Here is a 21,799-nt window from a genome sequence, read left to right on the forward strand (position 1 = left end):
ATCATTTGGTGCGCCCGCATCCGGCAGCTTGGTCAAGTGAGGCTGGGACTGCATCTACCCGAAAATGCTTCTGAGCAAACACATTCGATGCGCTTCGGTCGCTACAGTGTCTGGTGGCGCCCGAAGAACTTGTGGTCCTCGCTGTAGCCGCCGTAGCCGCTACCGATGTCGGAGTAGTCGGCGACGAACTCGATCCCCTTGATCCACTTCACCAGTTTGAATCCATGCTGCAACTCGTTGCGCAACCGCAGCGGCCTGCCGTGCATGTAGGGGAGCGGCTGGTCGTTCATGTTGTAGGCCAGCATCGTCATGTGGTGGTCCATCTGGCCGATGTGATGGGCGTTGTAATAGATGCCGCCGGTAGCGCCCAGGCCCATCGAGTAGAACACCACCCATTTGGCCTCGGGCAGCGGCTTGACGATGTCCATGATCGTCCGCATCTGCACTCCGCCCCACTTCGCCACACCCGACCAGGCCTGGATGCAGAAGTGCTGACTGATCTGGTCGTGGTAGGGCAGCGCCTTGAGGTCGTCGAGCGAGAACTCCATCGGGTGCTCGACGAGGCCGTAGACCTTCAGCCGCCAATCACGAAAGTCGTTCTGCTCCAACTCTTTATACTCGACGGTTTCCGGCAAACGGCCGTTGCGCCAGTGGTGCGGCGAAATGTCATCCTCGGTGAAGGCGCCGGGCTTGGGGTCCAGCTGTTCGAGCACGCGTTGGAACGGGCCCACCAGCGCATAGCCGACACGCTGAATGACGCGGGGATGACGAATGGTGAACGGGGTGGCCCACACCCACGCGACCGCGGTCACCGCCATCGCGGCCGCGAAGATCCAGAATCCCATCCAGCTGTTGTCGTCGCGGGCCGCGAACATGTGATTGAGATTGCGCAGCGCACTGGTCGCGAACACCAGGGTGACGTGGACGAGGATGAAGAATAAGAAGTACACCAGCACAAGGAAATGCAGCGACCGCGCATGCTGAATGCTCAACCGCTTGCTCAGCCAGTGCACACGCTGAGATAGCGCCGGCGACATCCCCAGGCCGGTGATCAGCGCCGCCGGGGCCGCGATGAAGACCGTGGTGAAGTACGCGAGCAACTGCATGCCGTTGTAGGCGACCCATCCGTTGTCGGTGGGCCAGTCCAGCGACAGGTACTGAATCGCCACCGATGCCGCGTTGGGGAAGACATCCCAACTCGTCGGCACGATGTGACGCCACTGCCCGGTGGCGAACAACAGCACATAAAAGACCGCGCCGTTGAGCAGCCAGAGCACGTCGACGCCGAGATGCCACCAGCGGGCCAGCCCGATCGAATGCCGGAAGCCGGGCAGCCCGAATTGCGGTGGCAGCGCAACGGTGTCGGCGTTGGCGGTCCATAGCTCGTCATCCGGTACCGGCGGCCCGACCCGCAGCCACTCGTCCTTACCGGGGGTGGCGTTGCGACTGAAGTAAAGCCGGGGATGATCACAGAGAATCTGGATGCCCGTCCTGATGATGAACATCATCATGAACAGGTTGAAAAAGTGGGTCCACCCGATCCACGCGGGCAGGCCCGGACTGGTGCCGGAGTGGGCATCGGTACCGGGGTGCCGTTGGATGAACGACTGCACCGCCGGCATATTGTGCAACCCTTTGCCGATCGCGACGCCCGCGACCAACAGGGCGAAGCCGATCGGAATCAGCCATAACAGGTTGAACCATTTGTCGCGGCCCACCCGAAGCCGGGGGGCGGTGGCCCGCCGGGTGAGGTCGAATCCACCCCCGTAGGTCTCGACGTCGATGGCGTCTTCGGCGGTATGTATTTCGTTGCGGTAGTCGGGCACCGTTGCCAGCGGTGTGCCCACTACCAGCGTCGAAGCACGACCGCCCGCTATCTGATCTTCGGCCGGTCCGGCCGAATCACCGCGCCGGCCACCGCTCATCCCCTCCACAGTCACGGCGTCTAATTTACACGAGGACACTTGGATAAAAAGGTAGGCAGCCAAAGTCCTGGATTCGGCGCGGGGCCCGGCGGATCGACAGCGGTCAGTGCATCCCCGAATCAGGTGCCCGGCGCGATTAGCTAACCGCTACCCGGATCGCGTGGCAGAACTCGACGCACGGGCCGGACTTCGATCGCGAGGATCGTCAGGTCCCGGCGACTGATCCGCCAACCGGTCTCGGTCAACGCATACTCGTCGTCGTAGCGCAGGTGCCACACCACATCGATGAGCTCGTCCGCGCGCCGGTCGAAGTGATGCGCGCTGCACGCGATGCGTCCGCGCGCGGTGCCGGGTTCCGAGCACTCGCTGTAGACCTCACCGACGATCGCGTGCTGGGTGCGCTCGGTCTGGGCGACCGCGGCAACGGCCGCGGCGATGGCGGCCCGCCCCCGGTGCGAGTGGACCGGCCGCAGCTCGCCCGGCGGCTCGGGCACCGTCAACTCGGCGGTAGCAGTGAAAAGCTCTGCGACAGCATCGAATTGGCGGTCGTCGACATTGGCCGCGTAGCGGTGCACCAAATCGCTAAGCGTCGCGCGGTCCGTCACCGCAAGCGCACCGGAAGTCGTTGGCCCGCAACCGGTTCACCGGCCAGCGTCGGGGAGGCGTTCATGACCCTGAAGCTAACAGGTCGGCCTACCCCGTCGGCGGGGCGACCTCGGCATTCACCGCGTCGGCCAGCGCGGCGGCCCGCCGGTCGGTGAACACGTCTTCGAGCAGCACCGCCGCGCCGTCGGGACCGGTCAGCGGGACCCGCCAGTTGGGATATTCGTCGGTGGTGCCGGGCTGGTTTTGGGTTCGCCGATCGCCGACCGCGTCGGTGAGCGCCACCCCCAACAGCCGCGACGGCGTTCGGCCCAAATACCGGTACAGGGCCAGGATCACCTGTTCCGGGTCGACGTCGGGCCCTTCCGAATCGGAGAGCAACCCGACCCGTCGCAACTCGGCGATCCAGGCCGCCAGTTCGGCCCGGTCGGACTCGAGTTCGGTCTCGACCGGCCGGGTCAGCAGGCCGAGGGATTCGCGCAGCCGCACGTGGTCGGCGGCCAGGTACCCTGCGGTGGGCGGCAGATCGTGGGTGGTGACCGACGACAGGCAGTACTCCCGCCACCGCTCGGCGGGAAGCGGACCACCGGTTCCGTCTCGGTCCAGCTCGAACCACAGGATCGAGGTCCCCAGCACGCCGCGCAGTAGTAAGTAGTCGCGAACCCATGGTTCGACCGTGCCCAGGTCCTCGCCGACGACGAGCGCGCCGGCCCGGTGCGCTTCCAGGGCGACGATGCCGACCATCGCCTCGTGGTCGTAGCGGACGTAGGTGCCCTGGGTCGGGAGTGCGCCTTCGGGAATCCACCACAGCCGGAACAACCCGATGATGTGGTCGATGCGTACGCCGCCGGCATGGCGCAGCACGGCCCCGATCAGTGCGCGAAACGGCCGGTATTCCTGTTCTTCCAGCCGGTCCGGCCGCCACGGTGGCTGTGACCAGTCCTGGCCGAGCTGATTGAACTCGTCGGGCGGCGCACCCGCGGTCACACCTAACGCCAGCGCGTCCTGCAGCGCCCAGGCGTCGGCCCCGTTCGGATGCACACCGACGGCGAGGTCGTGCATGATCCCCAACGCCATCCCAGCGCGCACCGCCTGCGATTGCGCCGAGGCGAGCTGCTCGTCCAGTTGCCATTGCAGCCAGCGATGGAAATCGACAGCGTCCGAATACTTTTGGGCAAATCGGCCGACGCCGACCTCATCGGGGTGCTGCAAATAATCCGGCCAGGCATGCCAGTCGTCGCCGTATTTCTCGGCCAGCGCGCACCAGGTCGCGAAGTCGTCGAGCGCGCGCCCCTCCCGCTTGCAGAAGGCTTCGTAGGCCAGCTCGCGGCCGGCCGATCGCGGTGCGTCGTGCAACAGCTTGAGCGCCTCCCGCTTGGCCGCCCAGGCGCTGTCCCGGTCGATGGCGTCGCGCCGCCGGGCTCGATGCTGCACGTCGGATCGCAGCCGCCGCACCCGGCCGCGCTTGGTCAGCTCGGCGAATTCCGGGACGGACTCGACACGTAGGTACAGCGGGTTGAAGAACCGTCGCGACGTCGGTAGGTACGGGGATGGCTCCATCGGGGCGGTGGGCGCGGCCGCGTGCAGCGGATTGACCAGCAGATAGTCGGCACCGTGCCGAGACGCCGACCACACCGCGAGGTCGGTCAGATCGGTGAGGTCGCCGACGCCCCACGACTGCCGCGACCGCACGCTGTAGAGCTGAGCGGCCAAACCCCACGCGCGGCGGGCGCCGAGCTGCTCGGGCAGCCCGAGCCAATCCGGCGTGACGATCAACGCGGCGCTGGTGTGGAAGTCACCAGAGCCGAGATGTACGCGGTGATAACCCAGCGGCAGGTCGCCGGGCAGCACGAAACTGGCCTCGCCGATCCAGCGCCCGTCCAGGTCAAACGGCGGGGTGAAGTTATCGACCTGCGGCACTTCGCCCCGCACGGTGCCGTCCTCGAGCTCCAGCCAGACATCGGCGGGGGCCCCGTGGGTCACGTGCACCCAGAACCGGGTGGGCGCGCCGGTGCGCGCGACGATCGTGGCCGGTATGTGGCGCGCCCAGTAGGACCGCGAATGCGCCGTCAGGGCCGCGTTGCGGTCCTGCTCCGTGCCGGCGGCGACGCCGAACGAGGCAAGCACGCCCACCAGCGTCGGCTCGGCGACCTGCACCTGGCGGCCGGTCCAGTCCGCATACGCCGTGGCGATACCGAATCGCCGGGCCAGTTCGACCAGCGAGGGCGCAAGCTCAGTCATGCCGCCCATCTTGCGTCGAGAATCGTCGCGGTGCCGAACACGTCCACCCGAATCACCCGGGCGGGACCAGCTGGCAATCCCCGGCCGCACCCGGGCCACCGTTTGTTCGGCCGCCGTTCACCCTCGGTGATCTCCGCAGCTCAACCCGCGACGAGGTGGGCACACAAGTCGTCCGTTCCGCGGGCCGAGTCGGCCGTCTACGGCTAACATGCCTTCTGTAGGCACGACGAATCCGGTGGGAATCGGGCGGGGGACATGAGGAGTGGCAGCTCGGCGCCGGGGGCTGCAGTGGGCATCACGGTCGCCACACCGCGTGGCGAGGTCGGTGCAGGTGCCTTACCGTTATCGATGTGATACGCGCGTTGCTGCGGAAACAAGCGTGATATCCAGCGTTTTTGGGACAAAAAGTTGGACCGGAAGGTGATCTAACGTGGCTGAAGAGCGCCGCGGGCAGCGGGGGTCGGGTTACGGCCTCGGGTTGTCGACGCGGACCCAGGTGACGGGGTATCAGTTCCTCGCGCGCAGAACCGCCATGGCGCTGACCCGGTGGCGAGTCCGCATGGAGATCGAGCCGGGACGCCGTCAGACGCTGGCGGTGGTGGCGTCGGTTTCCGCGGCGGGCGTGATCTGCCTGGGCGCGCTGCTGTGGTCGTTCATCAGCCCGTCGGGTCAAATCAGTGAGTCGCCCATCATCGCGGACAAGGACTCGGGCGCCCTCTACGTCCGGGTGGGCGACCGGTTGTACCCGGCGCTCAACCTGGCATCGGCGCGGTTGATCACCGGACGGCCCGACAATCCGCACTCGGTCCGGGCAAGCCAGATCGCCGCCCTGCCGCACGGACCGATGGTCGGCATCCCTGGTGCGCCCTCCGAGTTCGCGCCGAAGACGCCCCAGACGTCGTCATGGTTGGTGTGCGACACCGTCGGAGGCTCCGCCACGTCGTCCGGGGTGCCCAGCACCCCACCGTCGTCGCAGGGTGTGACGGTCACGGTGATCAACGGTTCCCCGGACCTCTCCAGCCACCGCAAGGTCTTGTCCGGGTCGGACGCCGTGGTGTTGAACTACGGCGGCGACGCCTGGGTCATCCGGGAGGGCCGCCGGTCTCGCATCGACGCGACCAACCGATCCGTGCTGCTGCCGCTCGGCTTGACGCCCGAGCAGGTCAGCCAGGCCCGCCCGATGAGCCGCGCGTTGTTCGACGCTTTGCCGGTGGGACCGGAATTAGTGGTGCCGGACGTGCCGAACGCGGGGAGCCCGGCCACGTTCCCGGGGGCTCCCGGCCCGGTAGGGACGGTGATCGTCACCCCACAGATCAGCGGTCCGCAACAATATTCTTTGGTGTTGCCCGACGGCGTGCAGACGCTCCCGCCGCTGGTCGCCCAGATCATGGAGAACGCCGGCGGCGCGGTGAACACCCGACCGATCACGGTGGAACCCTCGGCGCTGGCCAAGATGCCGGTGGTCAACAAGCTGGATCTGTCGTCGTACCCGGACAACCCATTGAATGTGATGGACATCCGCGAGAACCCGTCGACCTGCTGGTGGTGGGAACGGACGGCCGGCGAGACCCGAGCCCGCGTGCAGGTGGTGAGCGGGCCGACCATTCCGATCAAGACCAGCGACCAGCCCAAGGTGGTGTCGCTGGTGAAGTCCGACACCTCCGGCCGCGAAGCCGACCAGGTCTTCTTCGGTCCCAACTACGCGAACTTCGTTGCCGTCACGGGTAATAACCCGGCGGCGCAAACCACCGAATCGCTGTGGTGGCTCACGGAGGCCGGCGCGCGGTTCGGGGTGGACGACACCAAAGAAGCACGCGAGGCGTTGGGACTGAACGGGACACCCAGCGTCGCGCCGTGGGTGGCGCTGAGGCTGCTGCCGCAAGGACCGACGCTGTCGCGGGCCGACGCGCTGGTGCAGCACGACACGCTCCCGATGGACATGACCCCTGCAGAGTTGGTGGTACCGAAGTGAAACGTGGATTTGCGCGCCCCACACCGGAAAAGCCTCCGGTCATCAAGCCGGAGAACATCGTCCTTCCGACGCCGCTGAGCATTCCGCCGCCCGAGGGCAAGCCCTGGTGGCTGATCGTGGTCGGCGTCCTGGTGATCGGCCTGCTGGGCGGCATGGTCGCCATGGTCTTCGCCAGCGGATCACACGTGTTCGGGGGCGCCGGCTCGATCTTCCCGATCTTCATGGTCGGCGGCATGATGATGATGATGTTCGGCGGCCGGTTCGGCGGTCAGCAGCAGATGAGCCGGCCCAAACTGGACGCGATGCGCGCCCAGTTCATGCTGATGCTGGACATGCTGCGGGAGACCGCCAACGAATCCGCGGACAGCATGGACGCCAACTACCGCTGGTATCACCCCGCGCCCAACACGCTGGCGGCCGCGGTGGGGTCGTCGCGAATGTGGGAGCGCAAGCCCGACGGCAAGGACCTCAACTTCGGCGTGGTCCGTGTCGGCGTCGGCATGACCCGGCCCGAGGTGACCTGGGGCGAGCCGCAGAACATGCCGACCGACATCGAGCTGGAGCCGGTGACCGGCAAGGCACTGCAGGAATTCGGGCGCTATCAAAGCGTCGTCTACAACCTGCCGAAGATGGTTTCGGTCATGGTCGAACCCTGGTATTCGCTGCTGGGCGAACGCGAGCAGGTGCTCGGGTTGATGCGGTCGATCATCTGCCAACTGGCGTTCTCGCACGGGCCCGACCACGTGCGCATGATCGTCGTCACCTCCGACCTGGAGGAGTGGGACTGGGTCAAATGGTTGCCCCATTTCGGTGACCCGAGGCGCCAGGACGCGGCGGGCAGCGCGCGGATGGTGTACGGCTCGGTGCGCGAGTTCGCCGCCGAGCAAGCCGAATTGTTCGCCGGCCGTGGGTCATTCACGCCCCGGCACGCCAGTTCGGCGGCGCAAACCCCGACACCTCACCATGTGATCATCGCCGACCTCACCGATCCCCAATGGGAGTATGTGATCAGCTCCGAGGGGGTCGACGGCGTGACGTTCTTCGACCTCACCGGGGCTTCGATGTGGTCATCGGTGCCGGAGCGGTCGTTGACGTTCGACAAGAGGGGCGTGATCGAGGCGCTGCCCCGCGACCGCGACACCTGGATGGTGATCGACGACAAGCCGTGGTTCTTTGCGCTCACCGACCACCTGAGCATCCCGGAGGCCGAAGAGTTCGCGCAGAAGGTGGCGCGCTGGCGGATCGCCGAGGCGTACGAAGAGATCGGCCAGCGGGTCGCCCACATCGGCGCCCGAGACATCCTGTCCTACTACGGGATTGAGGATCCGGCCGACATCGACTTCGACGCGCTGTGGGCCAGCCGCACCGATTCGATGGGCCGGTCGCGGTTGCGGGTCCCGTTCGGCAATCGTTCCGACAACGGCGAGCTGCTGTTCTTGGACATGAAGTCGCTCGACGAGGGCGGCGACGGGCCGCACGGCGTCATGTCCGGAACGACGGGCTCGGGCAAGTCGACGCTGGTGCGCACCGTGATCGAATCGCTGATGCTCGGTCATCCGCCGGAGGAACTGCAGTTCGTGTTGGCCGACCTCAAGGGTGGGTCGGCCGTCAAGCCGTTCGCCGGGGTGCCGCACGTGTCGCGGATCATCACCGACCTCGAAGAAGACCAGGCCCTGATGGAGCGCTTCCTGGACGCGCTGTGGGGCGAAATCGCCCGCCGCAAGGCGGTCTGCGACAGCGCCGGCGTGGACGACGCCAAGGAGTACAACTCGGTGCGGGCCAGGATGCGGGCGCGCGGCCAGGACATGATGCCGCTGCCGATGCTCGTGGTGGTCATCGACGAGTTTTACGAGTGGTTCCGCATCATGCCGACCGCGGTCGACGTCCTCGACTCGATCGGCCGGCAGGGCCGTGCCTACTGGATCCACCTGATGATGGCCTCGCAGACCATCGAGAGCCGGGCCGAAAAGCTCATGGAGAACATGGGTTACCGCCTGGTGCTGAAGGCGCGCACCGCCGGGGCGGCGCAGGCCGCCGGCGTGCCGAACGCGGTGAACCTGCCCGCGCAGGCGGGGCTGGGCTACTTCCGGAAGAGCCTCGAGGACATCATCCGGTTCCAGGCCGAATTCCTGTGGCGGGACTACTACGCCCGCGGCGTGACCGTCGACGGCGAGGAAGCGCCCGCGTTGGTGCACAGCATCGACTACGTTCGCCCACAGTTGTTCACCAATTCGTTCACGCCCCTCGAGGTGAGCGTGGGCGGCCCGGAGATCGAGCCCATCCTCAGCAACGGCAGCAACGGTGAGGCCATCGAGGCCGAGGAAGTCGACGACGAGGACGAGGGCGAGGGCCACATCAGGACGCCGAAGGTCGGCACGGTGATCATTGAGCAGCTGCGCAAGATCGACTTCGAGCCGTACCGGTTGTGGCAGCCGCCGCTGACCGAACCCGTCGCCATCGACGACCTGGTCGACCGGTTCCTCGGCCGTCCCTGGAACAAGGACTACGGCACCGCCCGGGATCTGGTGTTCCCGATCGGCATCATCGACCGGCCGTTCAAGCACGACCAGCCGCCGTGGACGGTAGACACCTCCGGGGCCGGCTCCAACGTCCTGATTCTGGGCGCCGGAGGATCGGGCAAGACCACCGCGCTGCAGACGCTGATCTGCGCGGCCGCATTGACGCACACGCCCGAGCAGGTGCAGTTCTACTGCCTGGCCTACAGCAGCACGGCGTTGACCACGGTGGCCCGCTTGCCCCACGTCGGTGAGGTTGTCGGCCCCACGGACCCGTACGGCGTGCGCCGTACGGTCGCCGAGATCCTCGCGCTGGTCCGGGACCGCAAGCGCAGCTTCCTCGAACACGGAATCGCCTCGATGGAGATGTTCCGGCGCCGCAAGTTCGGCGGCGAAGCCGGCCCCGTACCCAACGACGGTTTCGGCGACGTCTACCTGGTGATCGACAACTACCGGGCGCTGGCCGAGGAAAACGAGGTGCTGATCGAGCAGGTGAACGTGATCATCAACCAGGGCCCCTCGTTCGGCGTGCACGTGATCGCCACCGCCGACCGCGAATCGGAGCTGCGGCCGCCGGTGCGGAGCGGCTTCGGTTCCCGGGTCGAGTTGCGTCTGGCCGCCGTGGAAGACGCCAAGTTGGTGCGGTCGCGCTTCGCCAAGGACGTTCCGGTCAAGCCGGGCCGCGGCATGGTCGCGGTCAACTACGTCCGGCTCGACGCGGACCCGCAGTCGGGCCTGCACACGTTGGTGGCCCGGCCGGCCTTGGCCAGCACGCCCAACAACACGTTCGAGTCCGACAGCGTGGTCGAAGCGGTCAGCCGGGTCGCGACGAGCCAGGCCCCGCCGGTGCGCCGGCTGCCTGCGAAGTTCGGCGTGGAACAGGTGCGCGAGCTGGCAGCCCGGGACACCCGCCAAGGGGTGGGCGTGGGCGGAATCGTCTGGGCCATATCCGAATTGGACCTGCAGCCCGTCTACCTCAATTTCGCCGAGAACTCGCACTTGGTAATCACGGGTCGGCGCGAATGCGGACGGACCACGACGCTGGCCACCATCATGTCCGAGATCGGGCGGCTCTACGCGCCGGGGGCCACCAGCGCGCCCCCACCCCCGGCCGGTCGGCCGTCGGCGCAGGTGTGGCTGATCGACCCGCGGCGTCAGCTCCTGACCACCCTGGGCTCCGACTACGTGGAGAAGTTCGCCTACAACCTCGACGGTGTGGTGGCGATGATGGGCGAGCTGGCCGCGGCGTTGGCCGGCCGTGAGCCGCCGCCCGGCCTGTCCGCCGAGGAGTTGTTGTCGCGGTCGTGGTGGAGCGGTCCGGAGATCTTCTTGATCGTCGACGACATCCAGCAATTGCCACCCGGTTTCGACTCGCCGCTGCACAAGGCCGTGCCGTGGGTGACCAGGGCCGCCGACGTTGGGCTGCATGTGATCGCCACCCGCACGTTCGGTGGTTGGTCGTCGGCAGGCAGCGACCCGATGTTGCGAGCACTGCACCAGGCGAACGCGCCGCTGCTGGTGATGGACGCCGACCCCGACGAGGGCTTCATCCGCGGCAAGATGAAGGGTGGCCCGCTGCCCCGCGGTCGTGGCCTGCTGATGGCCGAGGACACCGGGGTGTTCGTCCAGGTCGCGGCGACCGAACTGAAGCGGTAGTCGATCGACAGCGCGGTGGTGGGGCTGACTTTCGAGTCAGCCCCACCGCACGCTTAGCTGCACCCAGTTACACCCAGCTCAGCGGTAATGACTTGAGCGCGAAGGACTTTGACGGGAATTTGATCTCGGGGACGTAGTCGGCGGGCACCTCGAAATCGGGAATCTGCTTGAGCCATTCCGCGACGATCAGGGTCAGCTCGATCCGCGCCAAATGCGAACCCAGGCAGCGGTGCGGCCCGCCGCCAAACCCCCAGTGCCGGTGCACCTTTCCGTCCATCACCAAGTCGTTGGTCGACCATTCGTCGCTGCCGTCACGGTTGACCGCGGCCATGCACAAGCGCACCTGGGAGCCCGGCGGTAGCACCATCCCGCCGACATGGGCGAACTCGGTGACAATGCGCGGCGCCACCGGCGCCGGTGGCTGCAGCCGAATGATCTCTTCCACGAAAACCCTGATCTGCCTTGGATTATCGCGAAGCTCCACGCGCAGCTCAGGCCTGCGCGCCAATTCGAACAGACAAAATCCGATGATCGCCGTCACGGTGTCCAGACCCGCCAGGATCAGCAGGTGGCTCATGCCCAACACCTCGAGGTCGGTGAAGTCGCCCGGTCCGGTCATCATTTGCGACAACATGTCCGAGCCCGGGTTTTGCCGGCGCTGGGCGATCACCTTGGACAGGTATTCGAACAATTCGACTTGACCCCCTCGCAACTCGGCGGGAGTGAGGTAGTCCTTATCGCCGACGATGGCGTCTTTCCAGCCGATCAGCATGTCGCGGTCCTCGAGCGGCAGACCGTAGAGGTCTAAGAACGCCTGAAAGGGGTAGAGGCTGGCGAACTCCGCCATCGCGTCACACTCGCCCTTCCCGGCGAACGCCCCGATCATCTCGGTGGCGTGGCGCTGCAACACCGGCCGAGACTTGGCCAGCCCGGCCGGGCTGAAATAGGGCTGCAAAATTTTGCGGTAGCGGGTGTGCTGCGGCGGATCGAGCGCCAGCGGGATCACCGGCAACGGATTCGTGGGCGGCTGCAGGATTGTCGACGAGAACACCTTCGGGTTCCGCAGCGCGGCAAGCACATCCTCGCGTCGGGTCAGGTAGTAGTGGCCGTTCATGAACACCACGGGTCCGGCGTCGCGAAGCACATTCCAGCCCACACCGCGGTCTTCGGCCATTGGCAACGACTCGTAATTGAGCCGCGGTAGGTGGAACCCGGCCTGGCCCTGGGTGCTCATGCGTTCAAGATTCTTCCCTTTGATCCGATAGCTCCGGCTTCGCCCGCGGCCGGTGCAGCCAACCCGTGCTGCCACAGCCAATATTGCATGCCTGCCAGGCCCCCACCAATCCGAAGGCGTCGGTCAGTCGCGGATAATCTTGTATCGATCTGCCCGCCCCGATCTGGCCCATCAGTCGTCGAGAGAGGACGCCGGAGTGAAGGTTCGTCTCGAACAGTCGAGGTGCGTAGGACACGCTCAGTGCTACGCGGTCGATCCCAACCTGTTCCCGATCGACGAATCGGGTTACTCGATCCTGGAAGAGCACGAGGTGCGTCCCGAGGACGAGCAATTGACCCGGGACGGTGTGGCTTCCTGCCCGGAGATGGCGCTCATCCTAGAGGACGACGACTCAAACGGGAAGTGAACGCACGGTATCTGGGATGCGTCGGTGACGGAGGACGATTCTGCCATCGCCGCAGGTCGCAGGGGCTTCTTGAGACTTGGGGTTTAACAGTACCTAAATAAAAATCTGCGTGGAATGAACACTTGGCTTCGCATTCGCAGAACGCCCGCCACGCCCTTTAAAGTCTTTGCCGAGCGACGGTTAGGTCACCACGAGGTGTCGCTCGCAAGACGTTCAAACCCTGAAGGGATATGAGGCAGAAAGTAATTTCCGCAGATGATCCCTATAGCAGCTCAGCAGTGAACGCCCGGAACATATCGGGCTGCCCGACGTGTCGTGCGGGCCAGAGGACGAGAAGTGTTCGCAGCGGTGCGGCTGCAAGTGCAGATGGCGTGTGATGAAAGCTAGCCGAAACCGTCGAACTGGCCGGTTGAGGAGGGGTGGTGTTTGACTTCGGAGCGTTGCCGCCTGAGGTTAATTCGGGTCGGATGTACGCGGGTCCTGGGTCGGGGTCGATGATGGCGGCGGCGTCGGCCTGGGATGGGTTGGCGACTGAATTGACTTCGGCGGCAACGGGTTACACGTCGGTGATCGATGAGTTGACGAGTTCGCCGTGGCTGGGTCCGACGTCGCGGGCGATGGTGGCCGCGGTGACGCCGTATGTGAGTTGGATCAGTGCGGCCGCTGCGCAGGCCGAGGAGGCGGCCAGTCAGGCGCGCACGGCGGCGGCGGCCTTTGAGACCGCGTTCACGTTGACGGTGCCGCCCCCGGTGATCGCGGCCAATCGGGTGTTGTTGGCGACGTTGGTGGCGACGAACTTTTTCGGGCAGAACACTCCGGCGATCGCGGCCACCGAGGCGCAGTATTTGGAGATGTGGGCCCAGGACGCGGCGGCGATGTATGGCTATGCCGGCTCCTCGGCGTTGGCCACCGAGCTGAGCCAGTTTGTCGACCCGCCGAAGACCACCAATGCCGGCGCGGTGGGTGGGCAGTCGGCGGCGGTGGCCCAGGCCACCGCGCAGCCGGCCGGACAGTCCGCGCAGACGGTGGCCACCACGGCCAGCCAACTGATCGCTTCGGTGCCCCAGGCGCTGCATCAGCTGGCGGCGAGTCCGGCGGCGATCACGACCCAGCATGGGTTGGTGTGGAACACCATCGAGGATTTCCTGACCTACGGCTTGCCCACGCCGACCAACAACTGGATCGGGCTTGCCCCCGGCCAGTACACCGCGATTATCAAGCAGACCCTGCAGGCCTATTTCGGCCTGGGGGTGGCGAACTTCGGTTGGTCCATCGGTCAGCAGACGTTCAACGGTCCGTTGGGTACCACGGCCGGTTCCGGTGGTGCGTTCATCCCGTCGCCGCAGTTCGCCGCCCTGGGCGCAGGCGGGTGGCATTTCCATGCGGCCGTGCCGTCGGCGAGCTTGTCGTCGGCGACCAGGATCGGCGGGCTGTCGGTGCCGTCGAGTTGGCTGAACGGGGCCGGTGCGCCGGTGACCGCGGGCGAGCAGGCCGCCACCAAGCTGGTCAGCGCCAACTTCGCCACGCCGGGTGGACCCGGCTCGGGGGTCAACGCCGCGCTGCCGGCCGTCCCGATGGCCGGGGGCCGCGGAGCCCAACGCGCGGGCAACCTGGGCGTGCGCTACGGCTTCCGATATAGCGTCCTGACCCGACCACCATCGGCAGGATGAGGCCGCCGATGGGGGACCAGAAACGCATGAAAGTGGCCAACAAATGAACAGTGGTTGTCTGGCAGCAACTATTGCGCAGCGAGTAGGTGCTGCGCCCCAGATCGAATTAACCTTGTTAGCAACCAATCCCGAAGGTGAGAGCCGGAAGGTTATCGAGGAGGAAATCGCATGTCGTTTGTGACTACGCAACCAGAGGCGCTGGCGGCGGCGGCCAGTACCTTGCAGGGGATCGGCGCTGCGATGAACTCGCAGAACGCGGCGGCGGCGGCGCCGACGACGGGTGTGGTGCCCGCGGCCGCCGACGAGGTGTCGGCGCTGACCGCGGCGCAGTTCGCCGCGCACGCGCAGGTGTACCAGGCGGTCAGTGCGCAGGCCGCCGCCATTCACGAGTTGTTCGTTCACACCCTGGGTTTGAGCTCGGGGTCTTATGCGGCAACCGAGGCGGCCAACGCCGCCTCGGCCGGTTAAGGGGTTTAGGGCATGTCCGATTTAGGTGCGTTGCCGCCCGAGGTCTCCTCGGCGTTGATTTACTCGGGCCCGGGATCGTCATCGCTGACGGCGGCGGCCTCGGCCTGGAACGCGGTGGCCGCCGAACTGGCTTCCACCGCACAGGGTTTGGACACCGTGGTCACCCAGCTGGCCGGCGAGTCGTGGTTGGGGCCGACCTCGGCGGCAATGGTTGCCGCGGTGCAACCGTATGTGGCCTGGGTGAGCACCACGGCCGGGCAGGCCGAGCAGACGGCCGCGCAGGCCTCGGCCGCGGCGGCGGCCTTTGAGACGGTGTTCGCCTCGGTGGTGCCCCCGCCGCTGATTGCGGCCAACCGTGCCGAGTTGGCCCAGGCCGTGCAGACCAACGTGTTGGGGTTGAACAACAGCGTGATCGCCCAACTGGAAGCCCAGTACGGCGAGTTCTGGTCGCAGAACGCCTCGGCGCTGTACAGCTACGCGGCGTCGTCGGCGGCGGCGACCAAGATCGAGTCGTTTACCGATGCGCCCGCGATCGCCAACCCGGCGGGGGCGCTGGCCGCGGCGGCCAACTCGACCACCGCCAGCCCGGCAACCTCGGTGCAGTCCTGGATTCAGGGTCTGCTGACCAACGTGCAGGCCCGCATCCAGTCACTGACCGGCCCGTTCATCGGCAACACCGCCACCTCAAAATCGGCGCTCAGCGAGATCTGGTTCCTGCTGACCGGCCAGACCGCACTGCCCACCAACCTCGGTGGACTCGTCAACGGCTACAGCCCGTTCGCGAGCTTCTTCTATAACACTGAAGGCCTGCCGTACTTCAGCGTTGGTATGGGCAACTTCGGTGTGCAGATCGCCAAGTCGGCGGGCTGGCTCACCAGCGCGGCCCCGGCCGCCGCGGCCGCGGTGCCCAAGGGCATCGGCGGCCTCGGCGGTGTGGCCGGCGGCGCCGGCAGCCAGGTCGCCGCCGGACTGGGCCACGGCGCTCACGTGGCCGGACTGTCGGTGCCCCACTCCTGGCCCGGATCCACCCTGGCCAGCGCCACCAAGCCGGTCTCGGCCATCCCGGTCAGCGAACCCATCACCGCCGGCGAGGGCGGCGCCGGAAACCTCGTCGGCGGCATGCCCGTCGGCGGCACGGGCGCCGCACGCGGAGCCGCCACCGGCCCCCGCTACGGATTCAAACCCACCATCATGGCCCGCCCCCTGCCCGCAGGCTGACGCCACAACCGCATACGCTGAAGGCGCGCCCACCGCATCGCGGTCGGCGCGCCTTCAGGCATCTCAGGGCAGACCGTCGGGACGGCCTTTTGCTGCTGGCGGATTTTTATCCGGGATCAAGGTGCTCACCCCTGCGCCACGTTCCCACGACGACCATGTGACCGCTCCCGCGCACCGCTCGGCGGTCGGCGTCGTCGGGGAGTTCTCCCAGGTCAAAGTCGTACCGGTGGGACACGCTGCACCGTGCGCACGTCCGCGCGTCCACTCTGGGCTGGCGCCGAGTGGCCGCATCGGCGTCGTGGTCGACGGCGTCGCCCAGGACTGGCAGGGGCCGCCAGATCGTCGTGTCGAACTAACCTCACACGAGATCGATTTCTTCTAAGGTCCTCAAGCGAAGGTGTGAGCGCATCCATGTCGTACGGGTTGGGCGGTTCGTAAGTGCTCGATTTCGGAGCGTTGCCGCCTGAGGTTAATTCGGGTCGGATGTACGCGGGTCCTGGGTCGGGGTCGATGATGGCGGCGGCGTCGGCCTGGGATGGGTTGGCGACTGAATTGACTTCGGCGGCAACGGGTTACACGTCGGTGATCGATGAGTTGACGAGTTCGCCGTGGCTGGGTCCGACGTCGCGGGCGATGGTGGCCGCGGTGACGCCGTATGTGAGTTGGATCAGTGCGGCCGCTGCGCAGGCCGAGGAGGCGGCCAGTCAGGCGCGCACGGCGGCGGCGGCCTTTGAGACCGCGTTCACGTTGACGGTGCCGCCCCCGGTGATCGCGGCCAATCGGGTGTTGTTGGCGACGTTGGTGGCGACGAACTTTTTCGGGCAGAACACTCCGGCGATCGCGGCCACCGAGGCGCAGTATTTGGAGATGTGGGCCCAGGACGCGGCGGCGATGTATGGCTATGCCGGCTCCTCGGCGTTGGCCACCGAGCTGAGCCAGTTTGTCGACCCGCCGAAGACCACCAATGCCGGCGCGGTGGGTGGGCAGTCGGCGGCGGTGGCCCAGGCCACCGCGCAGCCGGCCGGACAGTCCGCGCAGACGGTGGCCACCACGGCCAGCCAACTGATCGCTTCGGTGCCCCAGGCGCTGCATCAGCTGGCGGCGAGTCCGGCGGCGATCACGACCCAGCATGGGTTGGTGTGGAACACCATCGAGGATTTCCTGACCTACGGCTTGCCCACGCCGACCAACAACTGGATCGGGCTTGCCCCCGGCCAGTACACCGCGATCTTGAAGCAAACGCTGCAGGCCTATTTCGGCCTGGGGGTGGCGAACTTCGGTTGGTCCATCGGTCAGCAGACGTTCAACGGTCCGTTGGGTACCACGGCCGGTTCCGGTGGTGCGTTCATCCCGTCGCCGCAGTTCGCCGCCCTGGGCGCAGGCGGGTGGCATTTCCATGCGGCCGTGCCGTCGGCGAGCTTGTCGTCGGCGACCAGGATCGGCGGGCTGTCGGTGCCGTCGAGTTGGCTGAACGGGGCCGGTGCGCCGGTGACCGCGGGCGAGCAGGCCGCCACCAAGCTGGTCAGCGCCAACTTCGCCACGCCGGGTGGACCCGGCTCGGGGGTCAACGCCGCGCTGCCGGCCGTCCCGATGGCCGGGGGCCGCGGAGCCCAACGCGCGGGCAACCTGGGCGTGCGCTACGGCTTCCGATATAGCGTCCTGACCCGACCACCATCGGCAGGATGAGGCCATGAACCGAGTTGACCGCAGAAGTATCCAGATTCCCGAGGGTCTCGATGGCCGGAGGGTTGTTGAGAGGGAGATCAGATGGCGTTTGTGACTACGCAACCAGAGGCGCTGGCGGCGGCGGCCAGTACCTTGCAGGGGATCGGCGCTGCGATGAACTCGCAGAACGCGGCGGCGGCGGCGCCGACGACGGGTGTGGTGCCCGCGGCCGCCGACGAGGTGTCGGCGCTGACCGCGGCGCAGTTCGCCGCGCACGCGCAGGTGTACCAGGCGGTCAGTGCGCAGGCCGCCGCCATTCACGAGTTGTTCGTTCACACCCTGGGTTTGAGCTCGGGGTCTTATGCGGCAACCGAGGCGGCCAACGCCGCCTCGGCCGGTTAAGGGGTTTAGGGCATGTCCGATTTAGGTGCGTTGCCGCCCGAGGTCTCCTCGGCGTTGATTTACTCGGGCCCGGGATCGTCATCGCTGACGGCGGCGGCCTCGGCCTGGAACGCGGTGGCCGCCGAACTGGCTTCCACCGCACAGGGTTTGGACACCGTGGTCACCCAGCTGGCCGGCGAGTCGTGGTTGGGGCCGACCTCGGCGGCAATGGTTGCCGCGGTGCAACCGTATGTGGCCTGGGTGAGCACCACGGCCGGGCAGGCCGAGCAGACGGCCGCGCAGGCCTCGGCCGCGGCGGCGGCCTTTGAGACGGTGTTCGCCTCGGTGGTGCCCCCGCCGCTGATTGCGGCCAACCGTGCCGAGTTGGCCCAGGCCGTGCAGACCAACGTGTTGGGGTTGAACAACAGCGTGATCGCCCAACTGGAAGCCCAGTACGGCGAGTTCTGGTCGCAGAACGCCTCGGCGCTGTACAGCTACGCGGCGTCGTCGGCGGCGGCGACCAAGATCGAGTCGTTTACCGATGCGCCCGCGATCGCCAACCCGGCGGGGGCGCTGGCCGCGGCGGCCAACTCGACCACCGCCAGCCCGGCAACCTCGGTGCAGTCCTGGATTCAGGGTCTGCTGACCAACGTGCAGGCCCGCATCCAGTCACTGACCGGCCCGTTCATCGGCAACACCGCCACCTCAAAATCGGCGCTCAGCGAGATCTGGTTCCTGCTGACCGGCCAGACCGCACTGCCCACCAACATCGGCACGATGCTCAACGGCTTCCAACCGTTCGCCAGCTTCGCCTATAACACTGAGGGCCTGCCGTACTTCAGCGTCGGTATGGGCAACTTCGGTACCCAGATCGCCAAGTCGGCGGGCTGGCTCACCAGCGCGGCCCCGGCCGCCGCGGCCGCAGTGCCCAAGGGCATCGGCGGCCTCGGTGGTGTGGCCGGCGGCGCCGGCAGTCAGGTTGCCGCCGGTCTGGGCCACGGAGCGCACGTGGCCGGACTGTCGGTGCCCCACTCCTGGCCCGGATCCACCCTGGCCAGCGCCACCAAGCCGGTCTCGGCCATCCCGGTCAGCGAACCCATCACCGCCGGCGAGGGCGGCGCCGGAAACCTCGTCGGCGGCATGCCCGTCGGCGGCACGGGCGCCGCACGCGGAGCCGCCACCGGCCCCCGCTACGGATTCAAACCCACCATCATGGCCCGCCCCCTGCCCGCAGGCTAGCCGGGGCATGGCATACCGCCCTGGCGCGGCGGAAGGTCAGTGAGATGCGAGGTTTTCCAGCACGCGCGAACCAACCGGCGCAACACCAGGTCAGCTCGGTTTTGTCGGGCCGCGCTGACACCCTGGTGCCGCGCGGGGTATTTGCCCCGGCGATCGCCCACAATTCCAGGTCAAGCGCTGTTACTGTGGCGTTACTGAAGGTGAATTCGTAGCGCTATCCCGTGAACAGTTGTGAACGGGCGGCCTGGAAAACAGCTCAGGCGGTAACCGTCATCTAGTCTCTTGCACAGACGCTGGGATTTTTGGGAGGAAAACAGCATGTCGTTTGTGACTACACAGCCGGAGGCCCTGGCTGCGGCGGCCAGCACCCTGCAGGGGATCGGCTCGACCATGAGCGCGCAGAACGCGGCTGCGGCCGCTCCGACGACCGGGGTGGTGCCGGCGGCTGCCGACGAGGTATCGGCGCTGACCGCGGCGCAGTTCGCCGCGCACGCCCAGATGTACCAGGCCGTCAGCGCGCAAGCTGCGGCGATTCACGAGTTGTTCGTGAATACCCTTTCGACCAGTTCCGGCTCTTACGCGGCCACCGAGGCCGCCAACGCAGCCGCCGCCGGCTAACCCGGCCGGTAGAAGAGGCAAGGGTTTGCATGGACCGTCACGGACCATTACGGACGGGCATCCACGCCAACCCCCCAGTAGTCGGTGATCCCGGGGATCGACGGCTGGGCCGTGGTAGCGCCCGGGACGGTATGAGCAGTCCGACTCGAACCCCCGCTGGGCTCGATATCTGCCGCACCGTGTTGGAACGGCCGGTGGTCGCCGGCAACTGACCGAGAGGGGGGACCAGTAGTTTCCGGCTCGGCATTCGCGTCTCGCGCGATCGGGTCGGAATCTTGACCGTTAAGACCTTCCAGCACGAAGACCAACCAACTTCAACCAAGGAGAGAAACATGGCACGTTTTATGACCGACCCGCACGCTATGCGGGCGATGGCTGGCCGTTTCGAGATGCACGCTCAGACGGTGTCTGACGAGGCTCGCAAGATGTGGGCGTCCTCGCAGAACATCGCCGGGGCCTCCTGGAGCGGTACGGCTCAGGCGACCTCTTACGACACGATGGGCCAGATGAACCAGGCCTTCAACAACATCGTGAACATGCTGCACGGCGTGCGTGACGGTCTGGTCCGCGACGCGAACAACTACGAGACCCAAGAGCAGGCCTCGCAGCAGATCCTCAGCAGCTAGTCATCCAAAACTGCTGCATCCCAAGAACATTCGACTTAGGAGGACGTAAGAATGAGCATCAATTACCAGTTCGGCGATGTTGACGCCCACGGCGCGCTGATCCGCGCGCAGGCTGCCTCGTTGGAGGCCGAGCACCAGGCCATCGTTCGCGATGTGCTGGCTGCCGGTGACTTCTGGGGTGGCGCCGGTTCGGTGGCTTGCCAGGAGTTCATCACCCAGTTGGGTCGCAACTTCCAGGTGATCTACGAGCAGGCCAACCAGCACGGCGCCAAGGTGCAGTCGGCCAGCAGCAACATGGCCAGCACGGACAGCGCTGTTGGCTCCAGCTGGGCCTAACAACTAGCGCAGGCGCGGCAGCACACCACGGGGTGGGTGTGCTGCCGCGTCCTGCGGTGTAATAAGGCATTGGTTACTGCGAGACTCACCGACGACTATTGAGGTACTGATGGACCAACAGAGCACCCGCACCGACATCACCGTGAACGTGGACGGATTCTGGATGCTCCAGGCACTCCTGGACATTCGACACGTCGCGCCGGAGTTGCGGTGCCGACCATTCGTATCCACCGACAACAACGAATGGCTGAACGAACACCCCGGGATGGCGGTCATGCGCGAGCAGGGCATTGTCGTCGGGGATGAGGTGCACGAGCAGGTCGCCGCGCGGATGCGTGTGCTCGCCGCTCCGGACATCGAGGTCGTCGCCCTGCTGTCGCGGGGCAAGCTGCTCTACGGCATCGTCGAAGACGAGAATCAGCCCCCCGGTTCACGCGACATCCCCGACAACGAGTTCCGCGTGGTGCTGGCCCGTCGGGCCAACCACTGGGTGTCGGCGGTGCGGGTCGGCAACGACATCACCGTCGATGATGTCGCGATCGCCGACAGCGCCTCCATCGCCTCGCTGGTGATGGACGGATTGGAATCGATTCACCACGCGGAGGCGGCCGCGATAAATGCGGTAAATGTCCCCCTTGAGGAGATGTTAGAAGCGACAAAGTCGTGGCAGGAATCGGGTTTTAACGTGTTCTCCGGTGGCGATCTGCGCAGAATGGGCATCTCCGCCGCCACCGTTGCCGCGCTGGGTCAGGCGCTGTCCGACCCGGCGGCCGAAGTCGCGGTCTACGCGCGCCAGTACCGTGACGACGCAAAGGGCCCCAGCGCCTCGGTGCTCTCACTCAAAGACGGCTCCGGCGGCCGAATCGCGTTGTACCAGCAGGCCCGTACGTCCGGGTCGGGCGAGGCCTGGCTGGCCATCTGCCCCGCGACCCCGCAACTCGTCCAGGTCGGCGTCAAGACCGTGTTGGACACGCTGCCCTACGGGGAGTGGAAGACGCACCGCCGGGTTTGAGTCGGGTTCGAGC

General features: G+C 66.7%; 18 protein-coding genes. 14 read left to right on the top strand and 4 right to left on the bottom strand.

The genetic code is table 11. From position 1 onward, the window contains the following. Positions 1-101: 101 nt before the first annotated feature. The 3 genes from G6N66_RS13075 to malQ form a co-directional block, all read right to left on the bottom strand. Positions 102-1,847 carry a molybdopterin-dependent oxidoreductase gene (locus G6N66_RS13075; protein WP_085236575.1) on the bottom strand — a complete coding sequence of 582 codons (1,746 nt, stop codon included), beginning with the start codon at positions 1,845-1,847 and terminating at the stop codon, positions 102-104. A 218-nt stretch (positions 1,848-2,065) separates the two neighbouring features. After that, a complete protein-coding gene (locus G6N66_RS13080; protein ID WP_085236537.1) occupies positions 2,066-2,530 on the bottom strand; it encodes a nuclear transport factor 2 family protein in 465 nt (154 codons plus the stop codon). 88 nt (positions 2,531-2,618) lie between these two features. After that, positions 2,619-4,769 (bottom strand): 4-alpha-glucanotransferase, encoded by a 2,151-nt coding sequence (malQ, locus tag G6N66_RS13085; RefSeq protein ID WP_085236577.1) that lies wholly within the window; start codon positions 4,767-4,769, stop codon positions 2,619-2,621. Between the two features lie 430 nt (positions 4,770-5,199). On the opposite strand from malQ, the gene eccB reads away from it, so the two are divergent. Both eccB and eccCa read left to right on the top strand, forming a co-directional pair. Beyond that, positions 5,200-6,741: a type VII secretion protein EccB gene (gene eccB / locus G6N66_RS13090; RefSeq protein ID WP_085236539.1), complete on the top strand. Its 1,542-nt coding sequence runs from the start codon at positions 5,200-5,202 to the stop codon at positions 6,739-6,741. Further along, on the top strand, positions 6,738-10,913 hold the full coding sequence (eccCa, locus tag G6N66_RS13095) for a type VII secretion protein EccCa (protein WP_085236540.1): 4,176 nt from the start codon (positions 6,738-6,740) through the stop codon (positions 10,911-10,913). The genes eccB and eccCa overlap by 4 nt, the downstream gene beginning before the upstream one ends. A 67-nt stretch (positions 10,914-10,980) precedes the next feature. Here the strand turns inward: eccCa and G6N66_RS13100 are convergent, their stop codons facing one another. Next, entirely contained in the window at positions 10,981-12,147 is a 1,167-nt protein-coding gene (locus G6N66_RS13100; protein ID WP_085236542.1) for a cytochrome P450, read from the bottom strand. A gap of 196 nt (positions 12,148-12,343) precedes the next feature. On the opposite strand from G6N66_RS13100, the gene G6N66_RS13105 reads away from it, so the two are divergent. From G6N66_RS13105 to G6N66_RS13160, 12 genes are all read left to right on the top strand, one after another. Beyond that, positions 12,344-12,553, top strand: coding sequence for a ferredoxin (locus G6N66_RS13105; protein WP_085236543.1), 210 nt, complete (start codon positions 12,344-12,346; stop codon positions 12,551-12,553). A gap of 422 nt (positions 12,554-12,975) precedes the next feature. Continuing rightward, positions 12,976-14,223: a PPE family protein gene (locus tag G6N66_RS13110; RefSeq protein ID WP_163645830.1), complete on the top strand. Its 1,248-nt coding sequence runs from the start codon at positions 12,976-12,978 to the stop codon at positions 14,221-14,223. A gap of 168 nt (positions 14,224-14,391) precedes the next feature. Next, positions 14,392-14,691 carry a PE family protein gene (locus tag G6N66_RS13115; protein WP_163645831.1) on the top strand — a complete coding sequence of 100 codons (300 nt, stop codon included), beginning with the start codon at positions 14,392-14,394 and terminating at the stop codon, positions 14,689-14,691. A gap of 12 nt (positions 14,692-14,703) precedes the next feature. After that, positions 14,704-15,909, top strand: a complete 1,206-nt coding sequence (locus G6N66_RS13120) for a PPE family protein (RefSeq protein ID WP_163645832.1) — start codon at positions 14,704-14,706, stop codon at positions 15,907-15,909. 157 nt (positions 15,910-16,066) lie between these two features. Further along, complete coding sequence (locus G6N66_RS13125; RefSeq protein ID WP_163645833.1) at positions 16,067-16,291, top strand: hypothetical protein; 225 nt, start codon at positions 16,067-16,069, stop codon at positions 16,289-16,291. A 56-nt stretch (positions 16,292-16,347) separates the two neighbouring features. Then, positions 16,348-17,595: a PPE family protein gene (locus tag G6N66_RS13130; RefSeq protein ID WP_163645834.1), complete on the top strand. Its 1,248-nt coding sequence runs from the start codon at positions 16,348-16,350 to the stop codon at positions 17,593-17,595. An 81-nt stretch (positions 17,596-17,676) separates the two neighbouring features. Beyond that, positions 17,677-17,976, top strand: a complete 300-nt coding sequence (locus G6N66_RS13135; protein WP_163645835.1) for a PE family protein — start codon at positions 17,677-17,679, stop codon at positions 17,974-17,976. 12 nt (positions 17,977-17,988) lie between these two features. Further along, on the top strand, positions 17,989-19,194 hold the full coding sequence (locus G6N66_RS13140; protein WP_163645836.1) for a PPE family protein: 1,206 nt from the start codon (positions 17,989-17,991) through the stop codon (positions 19,192-19,194). 318 nt (positions 19,195-19,512) lie between these two features. Next, positions 19,513-19,812 (top strand): PE family protein, encoded by a 300-nt coding sequence (locus G6N66_RS13145; protein WP_085236592.1) that lies wholly within the window; start codon positions 19,513-19,515, stop codon positions 19,810-19,812. Between the two features lie 332 nt (positions 19,813-20,144). Continuing rightward, complete coding sequence (locus tag G6N66_RS13150) at positions 20,145-20,438, top strand: WXG100 family type VII secretion target (RefSeq protein ID WP_163645837.1); 294 nt, start codon at positions 20,145-20,147, stop codon at positions 20,436-20,438. Positions 20,439-20,489: 51 nt separating this feature from the next. Beyond that, positions 20,490-20,774, top strand: coding sequence for a WXG100 family type VII secretion target (locus G6N66_RS13155; protein ID WP_163645838.1), 285 nt, complete (start codon positions 20,490-20,492; stop codon positions 20,772-20,774). A 109-nt stretch (positions 20,775-20,883) separates the two neighbouring features. After that, positions 20,884-21,786, top strand: coding sequence for an ESX secretion-associated protein EspG (locus tag G6N66_RS13160; protein ID WP_085235111.1), 903 nt, complete (start codon positions 20,884-20,886; stop codon positions 21,784-21,786). Positions 21,787-21,799 lie beyond the last annotated feature (13 nt).

This window comes from Mycobacterium conspicuum (assembly GCF_010730195.1).
GTDB lineage: Bacteria > Actinomycetota > Actinomycetes > Mycobacteriales > Mycobacteriaceae > Mycobacterium > Mycobacterium conspicuum.

Excerpts from the sequence above, each read along its gene's own strand:
- malQ (WP_085236577.1), bottom strand. The coding sequence starts at position 4,769 with ATGACTGAGCTTGCGCCCTCGCTGGTCGAACTGGCCCGGCGATTCGGT.
- G6N66_RS13100 (WP_085236542.1), bottom strand. The coding sequence starts at position 12,147 with ATGAGCACCCAGGGCCAGGCCGGGTTCCACCTACCGCGGCTCAATTAC.
- G6N66_RS13115 (WP_163645831.1), top strand. The coding sequence starts at position 14,392 with ATGTCGTTTGTGACTACGCAACCAGAGGCGCTGGCGGCGGCGGCCAGT.
- G6N66_RS13120 (WP_163645832.1), top strand. The coding sequence starts at position 14,704 with ATGTCCGATTTAGGTGCGTTGCCGCCCGAGGTCTCCTCGGCGTTGATT.
- G6N66_RS13135 (WP_163645835.1), top strand. The coding sequence starts at position 17,677 with ATGGCGTTTGTGACTACGCAACCAGAGGCGCTGGCGGCGGCGGCCAGT.
- G6N66_RS13140 (WP_163645836.1), top strand. The coding sequence starts at position 17,989 with ATGTCCGATTTAGGTGCGTTGCCGCCCGAGGTCTCCTCGGCGTTGATT.
- G6N66_RS13145 (WP_085236592.1), top strand. The coding sequence starts at position 19,513 with ATGTCGTTTGTGACTACACAGCCGGAGGCCCTGGCTGCGGCGGCCAGC.
- G6N66_RS13150 (WP_163645837.1), top strand. The coding sequence starts at position 20,145 with ATGGCACGTTTTATGACCGACCCGCACGCTATGCGGGCGATGGCTGGC.
- G6N66_RS13155 (WP_163645838.1), top strand. The coding sequence starts at position 20,490 with ATGAGCATCAATTACCAGTTCGGCGATGTTGACGCCCACGGCGCGCTG.
- G6N66_RS13160 (WP_085235111.1), top strand. The coding sequence starts at position 20,884 with ATGGACCAACAGAGCACCCGCACCGACATCACCGTGAACGTGGACGGA.